This is a genomic window from Lonsdalea britannica (genome assembly GCF_002111595.1).
GTDB lineage: Bacteria > Pseudomonadota > Gammaproteobacteria > Enterobacterales > Enterobacteriaceae > Lonsdalea > Lonsdalea britannica.
Map to the genome: position 1 here is coordinate 52,710 of NZ_LUTN01000002.1, position 17,042 is coordinate 69,751.

The window sequence follows — 17,042 nt, forward strand, 5'->3', positions numbered from 1 at the left end:
GATCATAATGGCGGGTACTTGACAGGCCTCAAGTCCCTCAAAACACCATGCAATCAAGTTAACCGAATGAATTTTAACGAAAAAATATTTTTAAAAAATATAAAGATCGTTTAAGGAGGTGCGTTGAAATAGGGTTTTTTTATTAAAAACAGCATTTATTTTATAATTATAGCGGTTAAATTCTTCGCCACTAGTCGAAATTTAACCAAGTAGTAACATCAAAAATAATATCCATAATTAAATTAAGGTGTTAGGTAAAAATAACCCTGAATTTAATCTGGAATAATTGAGGCTGACGAAAAATGGAAACCGGGGGCGAACAGCCGCGGGGAGTGTAAAGCATTGTTGCAGCGATGGGAATCCATCGGAGTGTAAATATATATCCCACTAATAAAAAATGGGATCATGGTGAAGTACGGCAAGCATATGCCTGCCGTATTGATAGGAGGGTTAGGACTGCCAGTGCTTGCGTTTGGCTTGCTGCAGCTTTTCATAAGCTGCCAATAGCGACTGATGTGCTGGCAACGCGGTCAGCGCAGCGTCGACGGAGAAAAGCTTATAGAAGCAGGATTCCCCGGCAATGGCTGCGCTGGCATGCTCAACCGTATCGCCGCCGTACATCTTGACCAACGCATCGTAATATTGCGCAGCTTCTCTTTCAGGCTCCAGCGCCAGTTCCAGCAAGGTTTGTAGGCAACGATAGTAGTTGCTGTGCTCAGGACTGAAGACTGACTGGTTGAAGTCCTGCGACCACTCAACCCAGCTCAGCGCCTGTTCCAGATCGCCGCCCGCCAGCGCCAGCATGGATTTGAGTTCCCCGACACGCAGCGTGAACCAACCATTATCTTTGCCAGTCGCAATACCCAGCAGTTCGCGCACGCGGGTAAAGTCATCCAGTCCTTCATCGTCTAACTGCTGTAGCAGCGCCAGATAGTCTTCCTGCTCAAATTGGCTGTCCGGTAACGCCAGCAACGTTTCGCGCAGGTGCGCGCCCATGCTGTTGTTTGCCAGCAGCAGATCTTCGGCGGGGTAAATGTCAGACATCCCCGGCACCAGAATACGGCAAGCGTACACAGAGAGATGTTCGTAATCGGCGATATACACTTCTTTATCTTCCGCGCGGAAGATCTCCATCAACGTCGCGAACTCCTGCTCGGTCGTACCGCTAAAGTCCCAATCGCTAAAGGTGTAGTCTGACTCGTCTTTGAAGAGATCCCAGGAGATCAGACCGCTGGAGTCGATAAAATGTGTCTCCAGATTAGTATGCTCGGCGACTTCTTCATTATCGAAAGTCGGCGGAGTGAAAACATCCAGATCTTTCAGGCCGCGTCCCTGCAGGAGTTCTGTAACCGTGCGCTCCAGCGCGACGCCGAAATCAGGGTGTGCGCCGAAGGAGGCGAAGCATGTGCCGTTGGCCGGATTAAACAACACCACGCAGATCACCGGATATTTCCCGCCCAGCGAAGCGTCAAAGGCGAAAATCGGAAAGCCTTCCTGCTCGAGCGTGGCGATGGATTCGACGACGCCCGGATAGCGGGACAGTACATCCGCCGGAATTTTCGGCAGGCTGATGGCTTCCGCGATGATTCTGTTTTTCACGTAGCGTTCGAACACTTCGGACAGTCCCTGCACGCGTGCTTCATTCGCGCTGTTGCCTGCGGACATTCCGTTAGAGACATACAGGTTGCCGATAATGTTGACCGGGATATAGGCCGTCTGGAGATCGGACTGGCGTGTGAACGGCAGCGCGCAGATACCGCGCTCGGCATGGCCGGATTGCAAATCGATCAGGTCGCTCGCGGTCAATTCCTGTTCGGGATCGTAGAAAGCGTGCAGACGCTCATCGAGGATACCTTCGGGCAGCGTGTCATCCTCGGGCAGGGCGAACCATTTTTCGTCCGGATAGTGGACGAAATCGCCGTTAGCGATGTTTTGGCCTAAATAGAAATCGGCAAAGAAGTAGTTGGTGGACAGGCGCTCGAAATATTCGCCGAGCGCGGAAGCCAAGGCCGCTTTTTTCGTCGCGCCTTTACCGTTGGTGAAACACAACGCGCAATCACGGTCGCGGATGTGGACGGACCAGACGTTAGGCACCGGATTCAGCCATGAGGCTTCTTCGATGTTGAACCCCAGGTCTTGGAGCTGCTGTTGAAAACGGGCGATGGAGTCTTCCAGGGCGGCGTCTTTGCCTGGGATAAACGTTTGGGTCATGTTGCTCACTCGGTTGTTTTTTTGCAAAAAAGGCATGATACGGACTTTTATGCGCCGACTCTATTTATTCTCTGTAACAGGCGAGCAACAGCTAGAGGGACGGCGTCGGCGCTCGGTTGGCAACGTTTTCGGCAACCGGGGTGAATAAGCGTTGCAGGCGCGAATAACGAGTGATAAAACCAATAACCAAGCAAAACCAGCGACGACTCAGGTCGCCATTTTTATCATTTAGACAGAGTGTGGTGAGGGGAAATGACTCAGGTTTTTAATTTTAGCGCCGGTCCGGCGATGCTGCCGGCCGATGTAATGCGTCAAGCGCAACAGGAATTGTGTAACTGGCAGGGTCTGGGCACGTCGGTGATGGAAATCAGCCATCGCAGCAAAGAATTTATCCAGGTCGCTACCGAGTCTGAACAGGATCTGCGCGACCTCCTCAATATCCCCTCCAACTATAAAGTTCTTTTCTGCCACGGCGGTGCGCGAGCGCAGTTCGCGGCGGTTCCGATGAACCTGCTAGGCGACAATACCAAGGCTGACTATATCGACGGCGGCTATTGGGCCCACAGCGCCATTAATGAAGCACAAAAATATGGCACGCCCAACGTCGTCGACGTGAAAACGCGTGTCGACGGCCAGCGTGCGGTGAAGCCTATGAACGAGTGGGCGCTGTCGGACGACGCCGCATTCGTCCATTACTGCCCGAATGAAACTATCGACGGCATGGCTATCGAAGAGCAGCCTGATTTCGGCGACAAAGTGGTCGTGGCCGACTACTCCTCAAGCATTTTGTCCCGCGCTATCGACGTTACCCGTTACGGTGTGATCTACGCCGGCGCACAGAAAAATATCGGGCCTGCGGGTTTGACGCTGGTGATTGTCCGTGATGATTTGCTGGGTAAATCCCGCCGGGAATTGCCGTCTATGCTGGATTACAAAATTCTGGCCGACAATGGATCCATGTACAATACGCCGCCGACCTTTGCATGGTACCTCTCTGGTTTGGTGTTCAAATGGCTAAAAGCGCAGGGCGGTTTGGTTGAAATGGAAAAACGGAATCAGGCCAAAGCCGACCTGCTGTATTCCGCCATCGACCGCGGCGATTTTTATAGTAACGACGTTGCGTTATCTAACCGCTCACGAATGAATGTGCCATTCCTGCTGGCAGACCCTGCGTTGGATAGCGTATTTCTGCAAGAAGCGCAGCAGGCCGGCCTGCATGCGCTGAAAGGCCACCGGGCCGTTGGCGGTATGCGTGCATCCATCTATAATGCGATGCCCCTGGAAGGCGTGAAGACATTGACCGAGTTTATGGCTGACTTCGAACGTCGCCACGGCTGATTGCCGTATCATGCGGCCGTGGTCGCTCTCTTTAAAAACCCCGGTCTGATACCGGGTTTTTTGTATCAATATTTTGGAGACAACAATTCACATGCAGGAATCCCTGACCCTACAACCCGTAAAACGTGTTAATGGCACGATCAATCTTCCTGGCTCGAAAAGCGTCTCTAATCGTGCGCTGCTGCTGGCGGCGCTGGCAGAAGGCACGACGCGTTTAACCAATTTACTGGATAGCGACGATGTGCGGCACATGTTGAACGCGCTCAAAGCGCTGGGCGTCAGCTATCAATTGTCTGCCGACCGTACCCAGTGCGATATCGTGGGGCTTGGCCGTCCGTTTCACGTCAGCGAGCCGCTTGAATTGTTCCTTGGCAATGCCGGAACAGCAATGCGTCCTCTGGCCGCCGCGCTGTGCTTGACGGAAGGGGATGTCATCCTGACGGGTGAACCGCGTATGAAAGAACGCCCCATTGGTCACCTGGTGGACTCTCTGCGTCAGGGCGGGGCGCGTATCGACTATCTGGAGCAGGAAAACTACCCGCCGCTGCGGTTGCACGGGGGTTTCCAGGGTGACGATATTACAGTAGACGGCAGCGTATCGAGCCAGTTCCTGACGGCGTTACTGATGATGTCCCCGCTGGCGCCTCAGGATACGCGCATCAGCATCAAGGGTGATTTGGTTTCCAAACCGTACATCGACATTACGTTGCATATGATGGAAACGTTCGGTATCACCGTTGAAAACAACGATTATCAAACGTTCCAGATCGCGGGTCAGCAGCGTTATCGCTCGCCGGGCGATTATTTGGTGGAAGGGGATGCGTCTTCCGCGTCTTATTTCCTGGCCGCCGGCGCCATTCGGGGCGGCGTCGTGCGGGTGACCGGCGTGGGGCGTAACAGCGTTCAGGGCGATGTGCGTTTTGCGGATGTGCTGGAAAAAATGGGCGCGATTATTCGTTGGGGCGATGATTATATCGAATGCGAGCGCAACGCCTTGCACGCCATTGATATGGACATGAATCACATTCCCGACGCGGCGATGACTATCGCGACTGCGGCGATGTTCGCGGAAGGCGGCACGACTACGCTGCGCAATATTTACAATTGGCGCGTCAAAGAAACCGATCGTCTGGCGGCGATGGCGACCGAGCTGCGCAAAGCCGGCGCAGAAGTGGAAGAAGGGCATGATTACATCCGCATCACCCCGCCGAAGCAGTTGACGTCAGCCGAAATCGGCACCTATAACGACCACCGTATGGCGATGTGTTTCTCGTTGTTGGCACTCTCTGATACGCCTGTGACGATCCTCGACCCCAAATGCACGGCGAAAACCTTCCCCGACTATTTCGAGCAATTGGCACGACTGAGTCAGTTTGCTTAACTCCTGTTATTTCAGGGGGGATCACGCCTCCCTGAATAGTTTTATCCGCTATTCGTATAAGAATTCGCCGGATATTCACTAGGTATAAGTCTTTTATTTAATGTTTATCGCTATGTCGGCGTATAATGGCTGACTTTATTGTCTACAATGGCACGAAGATTTTCCCTGTGTGAAGGAGAAGAACATGGCGGTGACTGCACCGGTAATTACGGTTGACGGGCCAAGTGGCGCGGGCAAAGGCACGCTATGCAAAGCATTAGCGGAAGCGTTGCATTGGAACCTGTTGGATTCCGGTGCTATCTATCGCGTACTGGCGCTGGCGGCGCTGCACCACCAGGTAGATATCCACTCTGAAGAAGCGCTGGTGCCGCTGGCGACGCACCTTGATGTCCGTTTCGTCCCCGAAGACGGGCAGTTAAAAGTGGTGTTGGAAGGTGAAGACGTCAGTCTGGAAATCCGCACCGAAGAAGTGGGTAATACGGCGTCGCAGACCGCAGCATTTCCCCGCGTTCGCGAAGCGCTATTGCGGCGTCAGCGCGCTTTTCGCGAGGCGCCTGGCTCATAGCCGATGGTCGGGATATGGGAACCGTCGTCTTTCCCGATGCGGCTGTAAAGATTTTCCTCGACGCCAGCGCGGAAGAGCGTGCGCAGCGCCGCATGCTGCAGTTGCAGGCGAAGGGCTTTAGTGTTAACTTTGAACGTCTTTTATCCGAGATTAAAGAACGCGACGATCGCGATCGTAATCGAGCCGTCGCACCGTTGGTGCCGGCGCCGGAAGCTCTGGTGCTGGACTCGACCGAGATGTCGCTAGATGAAGTGGTTGAAAGGGCGCTGGCCTATGTAAGTCAGAAGCTGGGTCCGGCCAACCAATAAATAATCCCACCTCGCTGTAAGGATGCGTAGCGAGGTATGTGAAACAGCCCCATCGAGCAGGATGCCAGATGGACGTTAAATTAAGAAACCCTAAGATTATCAACATGACTGAATCTTTTGCTCAACTCTTTGAAGAATCCCTGAAAGAAATCGAAACCCGTCCGGGTTCCATCGTTCGCGGTGTTGTTGTTGCTATCGACAAAGATGTCGTACTGGTTGACGCCGGTCTGAAATCTGAGTCCGCCATTCCGGCTGAGCAGTTCAAGAACGCGCAGGGCGAAATTGAAATTCAGGTTGGCGATGAAGTTGACGTTGCACTGGACGCTGTCGAAGACGGCTTCGGCGAAACTCTGCTGTCCCGTGAGAAAGCTAAGCGTCACGAAGCATGGCTGATGCTGGAAAAAGCTTACGAAGAAGCTGCGACTGTTACCGGTGTTATCAACGGTAAAGTTAAAGGCGGTTTCACCGTTGAGCTGAACGGTATTCGTGCGTTCCTGCCGGGCTCCCTGGTAGACGTTCGTCCGGTACGCGACACGCTGCACCTGGAAGGCAAAGAGCTTGAGTTCAAAGTGATCAAGCTGGACCAGAAACGTAACAACGTTGTGGTTTCCCGCCGTGCAGTTATCGAATCCGAAAACAGCGCAGAGCGCGATCAGCTGCTGGAAAACCTGCAGGAAGGCATGGAAGTTAAAGGTATCGTTAAGAACCTCACTGACTACGGTGCATTCGTTGATCTGGGCGGCGTTGACGGCCTGCTGCACATCACTGACATGGCTTGGAAACGCGTTAAGCATCCGAGCGAAATCGTCAACGTGGGCGATGAAATCAATGTTAAGGTGCTGAAATTCGACCGCGAACGTACCCGTGTATCTCTGGGTCTGAAACAGCTGGGCGAAGATCCTTGGGTTGCTATCGCTAAACGTTACCCGGAAAGCACTCGTCTGACCGGTCGCGTAACCAACCTGACTGACTACGGCTGCTTCGTAGAAATCGAAGAAGGCGTTGAAGGTCTGGTTCACGTTTCCGAAATGGATTGGACCAACAAAAACATCCATCCGTCCAAAGTGGTTAACGTGGGCGACGTGGTTGAAGTTATGGTTCTGGACATCGACGAAGAACGTCGTCGTATCTCCCTGGGCCTGAAACAGTGCAAATCCAACCCGTGGCAGCAGTTCGCTGAAACCCACAACAAGGGTGACCGCGTAGAAGGTAAGATCAAGTCTATCACTGACTTCGGTATCTTCATCGGTCTGGATGGCGGCATTGACGGTCTGGTTCACCTGTCCGACATCTCCTGGAACGTAGCTGGCGAAGAAGCTGTTCGCGAGTACAAGAAAGGCGACGAAATCGCTGCCGTTGTCCTGCAGGTTGATGCAGAGCGTGAGCGCATCTCCCTGGGCGTTAAACAGCTGGCTGAAGATCCGTTCAACAACTACCTGTCTATGAACAAGAAAGGTGCGATTGTTACGGGTAAAGTTACTGCCGTTGACGCTAAAGGTGCTACAGTTGAATTAGCTGATGGCGTTGAAGGTTACCTGCGTGCTTCTGAAGCCGCGCGTGACCGCGTTGAAGACGCAACTCTGGTTCTGAGCGTTGGCGATTCCGTCGAAGCGAAGTACACCGGTGTTGACCGTAAGAACCGCGTAGTTAGCCTGTCTGTTCGTGCTAAAGACGAAGCTGACGAGAAAGATGCAATCGCGACTGTTAACAACAAACAGGACGAAAGCAACTTCTCCAATGCAATGGCTGAAGCTTTCAAAGCAGCTAAAGGCGAATAATCACGGTGGACCGGGCGGCAGTAGATGCCGTCCGGTCTCAAACGGTAGTAAGTTATTATGGTATTAACTGACCATATACTTGGAGGAACTATGACCAAGTCTGAGCTTATTGAAAGACTTGCTGGACAGCAATCTCATATCCCGGCCAAGTTGGTCGAGGATGCAGTGAAAGAGATGCTCGAGCAGATGGCGAGTACGCTGGCAGAAGGCGATCGTATTGAGATCCGTGGGTTCGGCAGTTTCTCACTTCACTACCGTGCACCGCGTGTCGGACGTAACCCTAAGACGGGTGAGAAAGTGGAACTTGAAGGTAAATACGTTCCGCATTTCAAACCTGGCAAGGAACTGCGCGATCGTGCAAATATCTACGGCTGATCGACAGCAATAGATAAATGCCATCTTGCGCGGTATTACGTGCATAGACTGCCAAGTAAGAAATTTTAAAAGGCGCCTGTCAAAGGGCGCCTTTTTTCTATTTGTGATTTGCCCCTTTTGCTTGTGCCTATCCCTACTGTGAGCGTCCTGCGCGATGAAGCATGCGCCTTAACAGGACGACATCATGCCGACAGAGATAATCTCTCCAAGGCGCGCACTATATTGAACACAGACACAGACACAGACACAGAACACAGAACGCCCTGTTGCCGATAATTTGCATGATTGAGCGCGATGGTATTTTGACTTTTCATGAGCCGCGGAAGGGCGATGAGCACGATGAATGAACGCTATCGATCATCGCGGTTGATGAATGGTTTCCGAGAGAATTAGGCAGACGGATCTCTATGTGACGTATTTACCTACACGCGTCATTGGCAAACAACGAAGCAAAAATAAGATATCGTGGTGAATAAACCTTCGTCGCGTGACGCTGAAAAGGGTGGCTGGGCGTTATGCCATGTTTTGAGGTCAACCCGGGAGACAGATAATGTGAAGAATAGCTCTTTATTTATGACGAAGGCAGGGTATGTAGTATGGCGCTCATGTCAAAGACTTGCAGAATAGCCGCCATCAGCGCGGAATGACTATCAGGTCACACCATTGAGGCTGTTGGGTTCAAAGTAGAATTGGGTGATCATCAGACTGTACGAAGCGCATATCCCCACTGCGATGGTCCCCGGAAATGTATGCACGAATCTCAAGGTAATGGTCACCCCAGCTAACCTTGGAGTGACCCTTGCATAGGACAGTTACTTGGTATGACGTTCTTGCAGACGGCCGATAATAGTCGCCAGATCCAAATCCTGATCCTGAAGCAGCACCAGCAGGTGGTACATCAGATCGGACGCTTCATTGGTCAGCTCTTCTCTATCATGCACGGTTGCCGCCAGCGCCGTCTCTAACCCTTCTTCACCGACTTTTTGTGCGATGCGCTTAGTACCGCTGGCATAGAGCCGTGCGGTGTATGAGCTCTCTGGGTCGGCAGTTTTGCGGCTGGCTAACAGCTGCTCCAGCTCAAACAGGAACTGCCACTGGCTGGCTGCCGGTGAGAAACAGCTGCTTGTTCCAGTATGACAGGTGGGGCCGACAGGATTGGCCAGAACCAGCAGCGTATCGTTATCGCAGTCCGGCGTGATGGAGACTACGTTCAGGACGTTGCCCGACGTTTCGCCTTTGGTCCACAGCCGGTCTTTAGTGCGAGAGAAAAAGGTGACTTTTCCCGTTTCTTCCGTCGCCTGCAGCGCTTCCGGATTCATATAACCCAGCATCAGCACTTCGCCGGAAACGGCATGTTGTACGATGGCTGGCAGCATGCCGTTGGTTTTTTCCCAGTCTAACTGGCTTCTTTGTTGTTCGGTTAACACACCCGGATCTCCACGCCTTGTTGCTTGAGGAACTGTTTCAGTTCGCCAATATTAATGATTTGTTTATGAAAGACCGACGCCGCCAGCGCGCCATCAACGCGCGCATTCTGAAACGCTTCCAGAAAATGTTCGCGCGTACCGGCGCCGCCGGAAGCGATCAACGGCACCTGACAAACGTCTCGAACCAGCCGCAGCTGTTCCAGGTCGTAGCCATTGCGGACGCCGTCCTGGTTCATCATATTCAATACGATTTCACCTGCGCCGAGCTTTTGGACTTCCTGAACCCAGTCCAGCGTTTCCCACTGAGTGACGCGGGTACGATGCTCGTCGCCGGTGTACTGGTTAACATGATAACGCCCGGTGTCGGCATCATGCCAGGTATCAATCCCGACCACGATGCATTGAACCCCGAAGCGGTCGGCCAACCGGGAAATCAACGTCGGGTCGGCCAGTGCTGGCGAGTTGATGGAAATCTTGTCTGCGCCGAACGACAGAATCTGTGCGGCTTCTTCCAGACTTTTAATACCACCTGCGACACAGAAGGGGATGTCGATCACTTCCGCCACGCGAGAAACCCAGCTTTTATCCACAACGCGTCCGTCGGAAGACGCCGTAATATCGTAGAAAACCAGTTCATCCGCGCCTTCTTGCGCATAGCGCTGAGCGAGAGGAACGATATCGCCGATAATTTCATGGTTGCGGAATTGAACGCCTTTGACCACCTGTCCGTCGCGCACGTCGAGACAGGGAATTATCCGTTTTGCCAGCATGCGATTGCCTCCGCTACGTTAAATTTTCCTTCCAGCAGGGCGCGACCCACGATCACGCCTTGCACGCCGCTGCCGCGCAACGAGTCGATATCCGCGAGAGAGCCGATACCGCCGGAAGCCTGAAACGCCACCTGGGGGTATTGTCGGCAGATTTCTCGATAAAGATCGACGTTAGACCCCTGCAGCGTACCGTCGCGGGAAATATCGGTGCACAGCACATGACGCAGACCGAACGGCAGATAGCGTTCGACGGTCTGCTCCAGCGTGATCCCGGAATTTTCCTGCCAGCCGCTGATCGCCACATTTTTGACGCCGTCGGCGTCGATACGCACGTCCAGCGCCAAGACTAGCGCTTCTGCGCCGTAGCGAGTGAACCACGACTGCACTAACTCCGGCTCTTTAACGGCGGTGGAGCCAATAACGACGCGCCGAGCGCCCGCTTCCAGCAGCGCTTCAACGTCCTGCTGTGTGCGGATGCCGCCACCGACCTGTACCGGTACGGAGACGCCAGCCAATAGCGTTTTCAGCAGGGGAATCTGACGAGCGGCCGGATCTTTCGCCCCGGTTAAATCAACCAGATGCAGCACCTGCGCGCCTTGCTGCTGATAATCCTGCAGGCGAGGAAGCGGATCGCTGCCGTACTGACGCTGCTGTCCGTAGTCGCCCTGATGTAAACGGACAACCTGCCCGTCGATCAAATCTAAAGCGGGAATAATCATGACCGTTTACATCTCCAGAAAGTTTTTCAACAACTGCGCGCCGGCGGCGCCGGAACGTTCCGGGTGGAACTGTACGCCGTAGAAGTTCTCTTTTTGCACGGCGGCCGTAAAGGCATCGCCGTACTGAGCCTGAGCGATGGTATCGGAACAGACCGGCATGGCGTAGCTATGCACGAAGTAGAAATAAGCGTCTTCGGGAATGTCGCGGAACAGACGGTGACCGGCCTGCGGCGTCAGCTGATTCCAGCCCATGTGAGGCAAAGGCAGCCCCTGGTCTTCCATTTTCAGCACGGGCGCGTCGACGATGCCAGGGTATCGATACCGCCGCTCTCATCGCTGGCGCTGCCCAGCAGCTGCATCCCCAAACAGATACCTAAGACGGGCTGGGTGCAGGCTTTAATCAGGTCGATCAGATTGCGCTCTTTGAGCTGATCCATCGCGGCCTGCGCCGTGCCGACGCCTGGCAGAAACAGTTTATCGGCGTGCAGCACCACGTCCGACTCGCGGCTGATGACCGGGTCGTAGCCCAGACGTTTTACCGCATAGGCGACGGATGACAGATTGGCGCAGCCGGTATCAAGAATCACCACGTCCATCACAGTACTCCTTTCGAACTCGGCAACGTGTCGCCTTCAACCCGGATAGCCTGACGCAGCGCGCGGCCAAAGGCTTTGAACAAGCTCTCGACGCGGTGGTGGTCGTTACGGCCTTTGGTTTTGAGGTGCAATGTGCAGGCCATGGCGTAAGAGAGCGAACGGAAGAAGTGTTCGACCATTTCTGTGCTCAGATCGCCCACGCGCTGATAGTTGAATTCCGCTTTGTATTCCAGGTGAGGACGGCCGGAGATATCCAGCGCGCAGCGGGCCAGACATTCGTCCATCGGCAGCACAAAGCCGAAGCGGCCGATGCCGCGTTTGTCGCCCAGCGCCTTATTCAACGCTTCACCCAACGCCAGCGCGGTGTCTTCTACCGTGTGATGGTCGTCGATGTACAGATCGCCTTTGACTTCAACCTGCATACGGAAACCGCCGTGGGTGGCGATCTGGTCGAGCATATGGTCAAAGAAACCCACGCCGGTGCTAATCTTGCTTTCACCCTCACGGTCGAGCCAGACGTTAACCTCGATGGCCGTTTCGCGCGTCACGCGGCGGACGTGTGCGTGACGGTCTCGGCGGGTCAGCTGGGTGACGATATCAGCCCAGTTCAGCCCGTCTCGCTGGTAGCGCAGACCGGTGATCCCCATGTTTTTCGCTAGTTCGATATCCGTTTCCCGATCGCCGATAACATAGCTGTTGCCGCTGTCCATCACGTTGTCTTTCAGGAATGCGTCTACCAGCGCGGTTTTCGGTTTGCGGCAGTCGCAGTTGTCAGACGGCAGGTGGGGGCAGATCAGCACGCGTTCGAAGGCAATCCCCTGAGAAGTGAAAATCTGCATCATCAGGTTATGCGGCGGATCGAAGTCTTCCTGCGGGAAGCTGGCGGTGCCGAGTCCATCCTGATTCGTAATCATCACCAGTTTAAAGCCAGCCTTTTGCAGCGCCAGCAGCGAAGGAATGACATTCGGCTCCAGCGCCAGTTTGTCCAGCCGGTCAACCTGATAATCCTCAGGGGGCTCGGCGATCAGCGTGCCGTCACGGTCGATAAAAAGGTATTTCAATCCCACAATCGTTCCTCAAGATTAAGCGGTGATGCCGGAAAGCGCCTTCAGGGCGGCGATGACGCGTTCACATTCATAGCGGGTGCCGACGGTAATACGCAGGCAGCCGGCCAGCCCAGGCTGTTTATTTTGGTCGCGCAGAATAATGCCTTGATCCCACAGAGATTTAAATACCTGGGTCGTCGGGTCGAACTTCACCAGCAGGTAGTTGCTTTCGCTGGGGAAGACTGTCTCTACGCAGTCCAGAGGCTGCAACGCATCGGCCAGCCAGCGACGATTGTCCAGTATCTCGGCGACGTTGGCTTTCATCTTCGCGACACCGGTCTCGCTCAGCGCCTGTGCGGCGATGTCCGCCACCGGCAGAGAGAGCGGGTAAGGGGCAATCACTTTTAACAGCAGCTGAATCACGTCTTCGTTTGCGAGCGTAAAGCCGCAGCGCAACCCCGCCAGCGCGAAGGCTTTAGACAGCGTACGCAGGATCACCAGGTGAGGATAGTCCGCCAGCCAGCTTGCAGTGGAAGCCTGCGGGCAGAACTCGATGTAGGCCTCGTCGATAACCACCAACGCCTTGTCCTGGGCCAGTTCCAGCAGACGGCGCAGATCTTCCGGGTTCACCAGATTGCCCGTCGGATTGTTCGGGCTGCAGACGTAGATCACTTTGACGTTGTCTAGCTGACGTTCAATCGAGCCCATATCCAGCTGCCAGTCCGCGGTGCTCTGCGCTACACGGCGTTCGACGCCAAACGTTTCGGCGCTGACGGCGTACATGCCATAAGTCGGCGGGCAGAACAGAATGGCATCTTTGCCGGGTTCGCAGAAAGCGCGAATGAGCAGTTCGATACCTTCATCTGCGCCGCGGCTGGCCAGCACCTGCTCTGGCTTGACGCCTGCATAAGCCGCGTAGCGCTCGATCACCCGCTTCGGCTGACATTCCGGATAGCGGTTCAGCGTCGGTAACGTGAGCTGGTACTCCGGCTCCTGAGGAAACTCATTGGCGTTCAGCCAGACATCACCGCTGCCCCCCAGACGACGGGCGGAAAGGTAGGGCGTCAGCTGGCGGACGTTTTCGCGTGCCAGATTTTCTATGCTCATGCTTGCTCCTTCAGGGCAGCGACGCGCAGGGAGACGGCGTTTTTGTGGGCGGTCAGCTGTTCTGCCTGCGCCATCACTTCAATCGCGGGTGCCAGCGCAAGCAGGCCCTGTGGCGTTAATTGCTGAACGGTCATCCGTTTCTGGAAATCCGCCAGTCCCAGACTGGAATAGGTAGCGGTATAGCCATAGGTCGGCAGCACATGGTTGGTGCCGGAGGCATAATCGCCTGCGGACTCCGGCGACCAGTCGCCGAGGAAGACCGAACCGGCGCTGATGACGTCGTCAACCAGATCGCGGGCATTGCGGGTCTGGATGATCAAGTGCTCCGGACCATACTGGTTGCTGATCTCAACGCACTGAGCCAGGTCGCGGGTGATGATCACGCGGCTGCTGGCCAGCGCCTGTGCGGCGATTTCGCGGCGTGGAAGCTGACTGAGCTGCTTTTCAACCGCCACGGTGACGGCCTGAGCCACCTCGCGATCCGGCGTCAGCAGAATCACCTGCGAGTCCGGGCCGTGCTCGGCCTGAGAGAGCAGGTCGGAAGCGATAAAGTCCGGCGTTGCGCCGCTGTCGGCAATCACCAGCACTTCGGAAGGCCCGGCGGGCATATCGATCGCCGCGCCATCCAGTCGCTGACTCACCTGACGTTTGGCTTCGGTCACGTAGGCGTTGCCGGGGCCGAAAATCTTGTCCATCTTGGGAATACTTTCGGTGCCGAACGCCATAGCTGCTACCGCCTGCGCGCCGCCCAACTGGAAGACTTCCTGCACGCCGCACAGTTGCGCCGCATACAGAATTTCATCCGCAATCGGCGGCGGCGAGCACAGAATGACGCGGTTGCAGCCTGCCAGCGTTGCGGGCGTCGCCAGCATCAGTACCGTCGAGAGCAGGGGCGCAGAACCGCCCGGAATATACAGCCCGACGTTGGCGATAGGGCGGGTCAACTGCTGGCAGCGAACGCCCGGCTGGGTTTCAACGTCCACCGGCGGCAGTTGCTGCGCCTCGTGGAACGTTTTGATATTACGTACGGCAATCGCCATCGCCTGCTTGATGTCATCGCCCAGACGGTCGGCCGCGGCGTCGACGTCCTGCTGACTGATGCGCAGGTTGTTCACCTGCACTTTGTCGAATTTGGCGCTGAAGTCACGCAGGGCGCTGTCGCCCTCGTCTTTAACGCGATCCAGAATGTCGCTGACGATCGTGGTAATGCGATCAGACGCGGAAATCGCCGGACGGGTCAGCAGCTGTTGCCGCTCTTCTTCTGAACAGGCCTGCCAATCAATCAGTGTTTCGAAGCTGTTCGACATGGTGATTACTCCATCATCTTCTCAATCGGCAGCACCAGAATAGAGCTGGCGCCCAGCGCTTTCAGTTTTTCCATCGTTTCCCAGAACAGGGTTTCGCTGCTCACCATGTGCATGGCGACGCGGCTTTTCTCTCCGGCCAGCGGCAAAATAGTCGGACGTTCGGCGCCCGGCAGCAGCGAGATGATTTCGTCCAGACGTTCGCTGGGCGCGTGCAGCATGATGTATTTGGATTCGCGAGCCTGAATCACGCCTTGCATACGCGTCAGCAGTTTGTCGATCAGCTGCTGTTTCTCCGCCGGCATTTCGCCATCGCGCTGAATCAGGCAGGCTTTAGAACGGTAGATGACTTCAACTTCGCGCAGTCCATTGGCTTCCAGCGTCGCACCGGTGGACACCAGATCGCAGATGGCGTCGGCCAGACCCGCGCGAGGAGCGACTTCAACCGAGCCGTTCAGCAGGCAGGATTTGAAATTGATGTTTTGCTTATCGAGGTACTGCTTCAGGAGGTGAGGGTAAGACGTGGCGATGCGTTTGTTTTGCAGGCATTGAGGACCGGTATACTCCTCATCCAGCGGCATCGCCAGCGACAAGCGGCAACCGCCGAAATCCAGACGGCGCAGCGTAAAGTAACGCGGGTCTTCGCCCTGAGCGCGACGGTCGAGTAATTCTTCCTCCAGCACGTTTTCGCCGATGATGCCCAGATCGACGACGCCGTCCATGACCAGCCCTGGGATATCGTCATCGCGAACGCGCAGGATATCGATGGGCATGTTCTCAGCGAAAGCGATAAGACGCTGCTGCTGTAAATTGATTTTAATACCGCAGCGGGCCAGTAACTCGCGAGATTCGTCGCTCAAACGGCCTGATTTCTGCATCGCAATCCGTAAACGTGTTTTATCCAGCATATAAACCTCAATTTTCCTGTCTGATGTGCCTGTTGATGCAGGCTTCTTTTAAAAACGGGGGACCATAAAAAAACCCTCGGAAGATGATCTTCCGAGGGCTCTCTTTAGCATTCTGCGCCACTGGAAGATCTAGATGTCTTCCAGCACCAATCGCCTGAAAGACTAGTCAGGATGATGGTGATGATGGTGGTTGAACAGAGCGCTTAACATAATATTTTCCACTAACGTTGATGATTTTATTTTCGTCTGGGACTTAACCTAAACCAAGTTGTGTCAGTTATGCAACCGTTTTTTACCTCTCTGCGGGCATTTGTTGTTGCTATGGTTAATTGAGCGTGGATAGTGGGTGAGAAACCAAGCCGGTGACGGTAGGAGCGAAAAATGAAAAAAGTGTCGATTATCGGATTAGGTTGGCTGGGCATGCCGCTGGCATTGGCGTTGATGGGCCGAGGGTATCAGGTCGCTGGAAGCAAAACGACAGATGACGGCGTAGAGGCGGCGCGCAACGTCGGGATTGAGTGTTACCGCCTACGTCTGACGCCGCAGCCGGAGTGTGACGCCCATGCTTTGGACGCGCTGCTGAAAACGGATGCGCTGATTGTCACGCTGCCGCCAAGCAGGGTATCCCAGGAGGGCGCGCACTATCTGGATGCGGTGCAGGCGATCGTCAACAGCGCGTTGGCCTATGGGGTTCGCCGCATCGTGTTTACCAGCACGACGTCGGTATACGGACGGACGCAGGGCACCGTTAAGGAGAGCAGCGCGCTACAGCCTGAAACCGCGACAGCGCAGAGCATTGCTGAGCTGGAGCAGTGGCTGCATGCGCTGCCGAATACCGAAGTGGATATCATTCGGCTGGCCGGGCTGGTGGGTGCGGAGCGTCATCCGGGGCGTTTTCTGACCGGACGTCTCGACGTGCCGAATGGCAGCCACGGCGTCAATCTGGTCCATCAGGAAGATGTGGTGGCGGCTATTCTCCTGCTGTTACAGCTGCCGCGCGGCGGGCACCTCTACAATCTGTGCGCGCCGCTGCATCCCTCCCGAGAGGTTTTTTATACTGCGCAGGCGCAGCGTCTGCACCTGGATCCGCCCCGATTTTTGGCGGGCGACCCGGCGAAGGCGCGCCTGGTCGATGGGCAGCTTATCTGCCGTGAACTGGGGTTTGAGTATTTGCATCCGGACCCGATGACGATCCCGCTCAACTGACGA

13 protein-coding genes, 2 pseudogenes and 1 other annotated feature are annotated in these 17,042 nt (G+C 55.0%); of the genes and pseudogenes, 6 read left to right on the top strand and 9 right to left on the bottom strand.

Going from position 1 to position 17,042, the window contains the following annotated elements; genetic code table 11:
• Positions 1-450: 450 nt before the first annotated feature.
• Positions 451-2,211, bottom strand: coding sequence for a 30S ribosomal protein S12 methylthiotransferase accessory factor YcaO (gene ycaO / locus AU509_RS01665; protein ID WP_094117611.1), 1,761 nt, complete (start codon positions 2,209-2,211; stop codon positions 451-453).
• A 252-nt stretch (positions 2,212-2,463) separates the two neighbouring features.
• Here ycaO and serC point away from each other — a divergent pair, with 252 nt between their 5' ends.
• The 5 genes and pseudogenes from serC to ihfB all read left to right on the top strand — a co-directional run bounded on the left by serC (position 2,464) and on the right by ihfB (position 7,956).
• Positions 2,464-3,549, top strand: coding sequence for a 3-phosphoserine/phosphohydroxythreonine transaminase (gene serC / locus AU509_RS01670; RefSeq protein WP_085651633.1), 1,086 nt, complete (start codon positions 2,464-2,466; stop codon positions 3,547-3,549).
• 91 nt (positions 3,550-3,640) lie between these two features.
• Positions 3,641-4,930: a 3-phosphoshikimate 1-carboxyvinyltransferase gene (gene aroA / locus AU509_RS01675; protein WP_094117499.1), complete on the top strand. Its 1,290-nt coding sequence runs from the start codon at positions 3,641-3,643 to the stop codon at positions 4,928-4,930.
• A 184-nt stretch (positions 4,931-5,114) separates the two neighbouring features.
• Positions 5,115-5,803: pseudogene (cmk, locus tag AU509_RS01680) on the top strand ((d)CMP kinase).
• 104 nt (positions 5,804-5,907) lie between these two features.
• On the top strand, positions 5,908-7,581 hold the full coding sequence (gene rpsA, locus AU509_RS01685) for a 30S ribosomal protein S1 (RefSeq protein ID WP_099045370.1): 1,674 nt from the start codon (positions 5,908-5,910) through the stop codon (positions 7,579-7,581).
• A 90-nt stretch (positions 7,582-7,671) separates the two neighbouring features.
• Positions 7,672-7,956 (top strand): integration host factor subunit beta, encoded by a 285-nt coding sequence (ihfB, locus tag AU509_RS01690; protein WP_026740440.1) that lies wholly within the window; start codon positions 7,672-7,674, stop codon positions 7,954-7,956.
• Between the two features lie 812 nt (positions 7,957-8,768).
• Here the strand turns inward: ihfB and hisIE are convergent.
• From hisIE to hisG, 8 genes and pseudogenes are all read right to left on the bottom strand, one after another.
• Entirely contained in the window at positions 8,769-9,383 is a 615-nt protein-coding gene (hisIE, locus tag AU509_RS01695; RefSeq protein ID WP_085651636.1) for a bifunctional phosphoribosyl-AMP cyclohydrolase/phosphoribosyl-ATP diphosphatase HisIE, read from the bottom strand.
• A complete protein-coding gene (hisF, locus tag AU509_RS01700) occupies positions 9,377-10,153 on the bottom strand; it encodes an imidazole glycerol phosphate synthase subunit HisF (RefSeq protein WP_085651637.1) in 777 nt (258 codons plus the stop codon). The genes hisIE and hisF overlap by 7 nt, the downstream gene beginning before the upstream one ends.
• Entirely contained in the window at positions 10,135-10,872 is a 738-nt protein-coding gene (gene hisA / locus AU509_RS01705; protein WP_085651638.1) for a 1-(5-phosphoribosyl)-5-[(5-phosphoribosylamino)methylideneamino]imidazole-4-carboxamide isomerase, read from the bottom strand. Before hisA ends, hisF begins: the two co-directional genes overlap by 19 nt.
• Before the next feature lie 6 nt (positions 10,873-10,878).
• Positions 10,879-11,468, bottom strand: a pseudogene (gene hisH / locus AU509_RS01710) (imidazole glycerol phosphate synthase subunit HisH).
• A complete protein-coding gene (hisB, locus tag AU509_RS01715) occupies positions 11,468-12,535 on the bottom strand; it encodes a bifunctional histidinol-phosphatase/imidazoleglycerol-phosphate dehydratase HisB (RefSeq protein WP_094117500.1) in 1,068 nt (355 codons plus the stop codon). The pseudogene hisH and the gene hisB overlap by 1 nt, the downstream one beginning before the upstream one ends.
• Positions 12,536-12,550: 15 nt before the next feature.
• Entirely contained in the window at positions 12,551-13,621 is a 1,071-nt protein-coding gene (hisC, locus tag AU509_RS01720; RefSeq protein ID WP_094117501.1) for a histidinol-phosphate transaminase, read from the bottom strand.
• Complete coding sequence (hisD, locus tag AU509_RS01725) at positions 13,618-14,928, bottom strand: histidinol dehydrogenase (protein WP_085651642.1); 1,311 nt, start codon at positions 14,926-14,928, stop codon at positions 13,618-13,620. Before hisD ends, hisC begins: the two co-directional genes overlap by 4 nt.
• 5 nt (positions 14,929-14,933) lie before the next feature.
• Positions 14,934-15,833, bottom strand: coding sequence for an ATP phosphoribosyltransferase (gene hisG / locus AU509_RS01730; protein WP_085651643.1), 900 nt, complete (start codon positions 15,831-15,833; stop codon positions 14,934-14,936).
• A gap of 64 nt (positions 15,834-15,897) precedes the next feature.
• Positions 15,898-16,020 (bottom strand) — a sequence feature (His leader region).
• Positions 16,021-16,214: 194 nt separating this feature from the next.
• Here hisG and AU509_RS01735 point away from each other — a divergent pair.
• Complete coding sequence (locus AU509_RS01735; RefSeq protein ID WP_094117502.1) at positions 16,215-17,039, top strand: SDR family oxidoreductase; 825 nt, start codon at positions 16,215-16,217, stop codon at positions 17,037-17,039.
• Positions 17,040-17,042 lie beyond the last annotated feature (3 nt).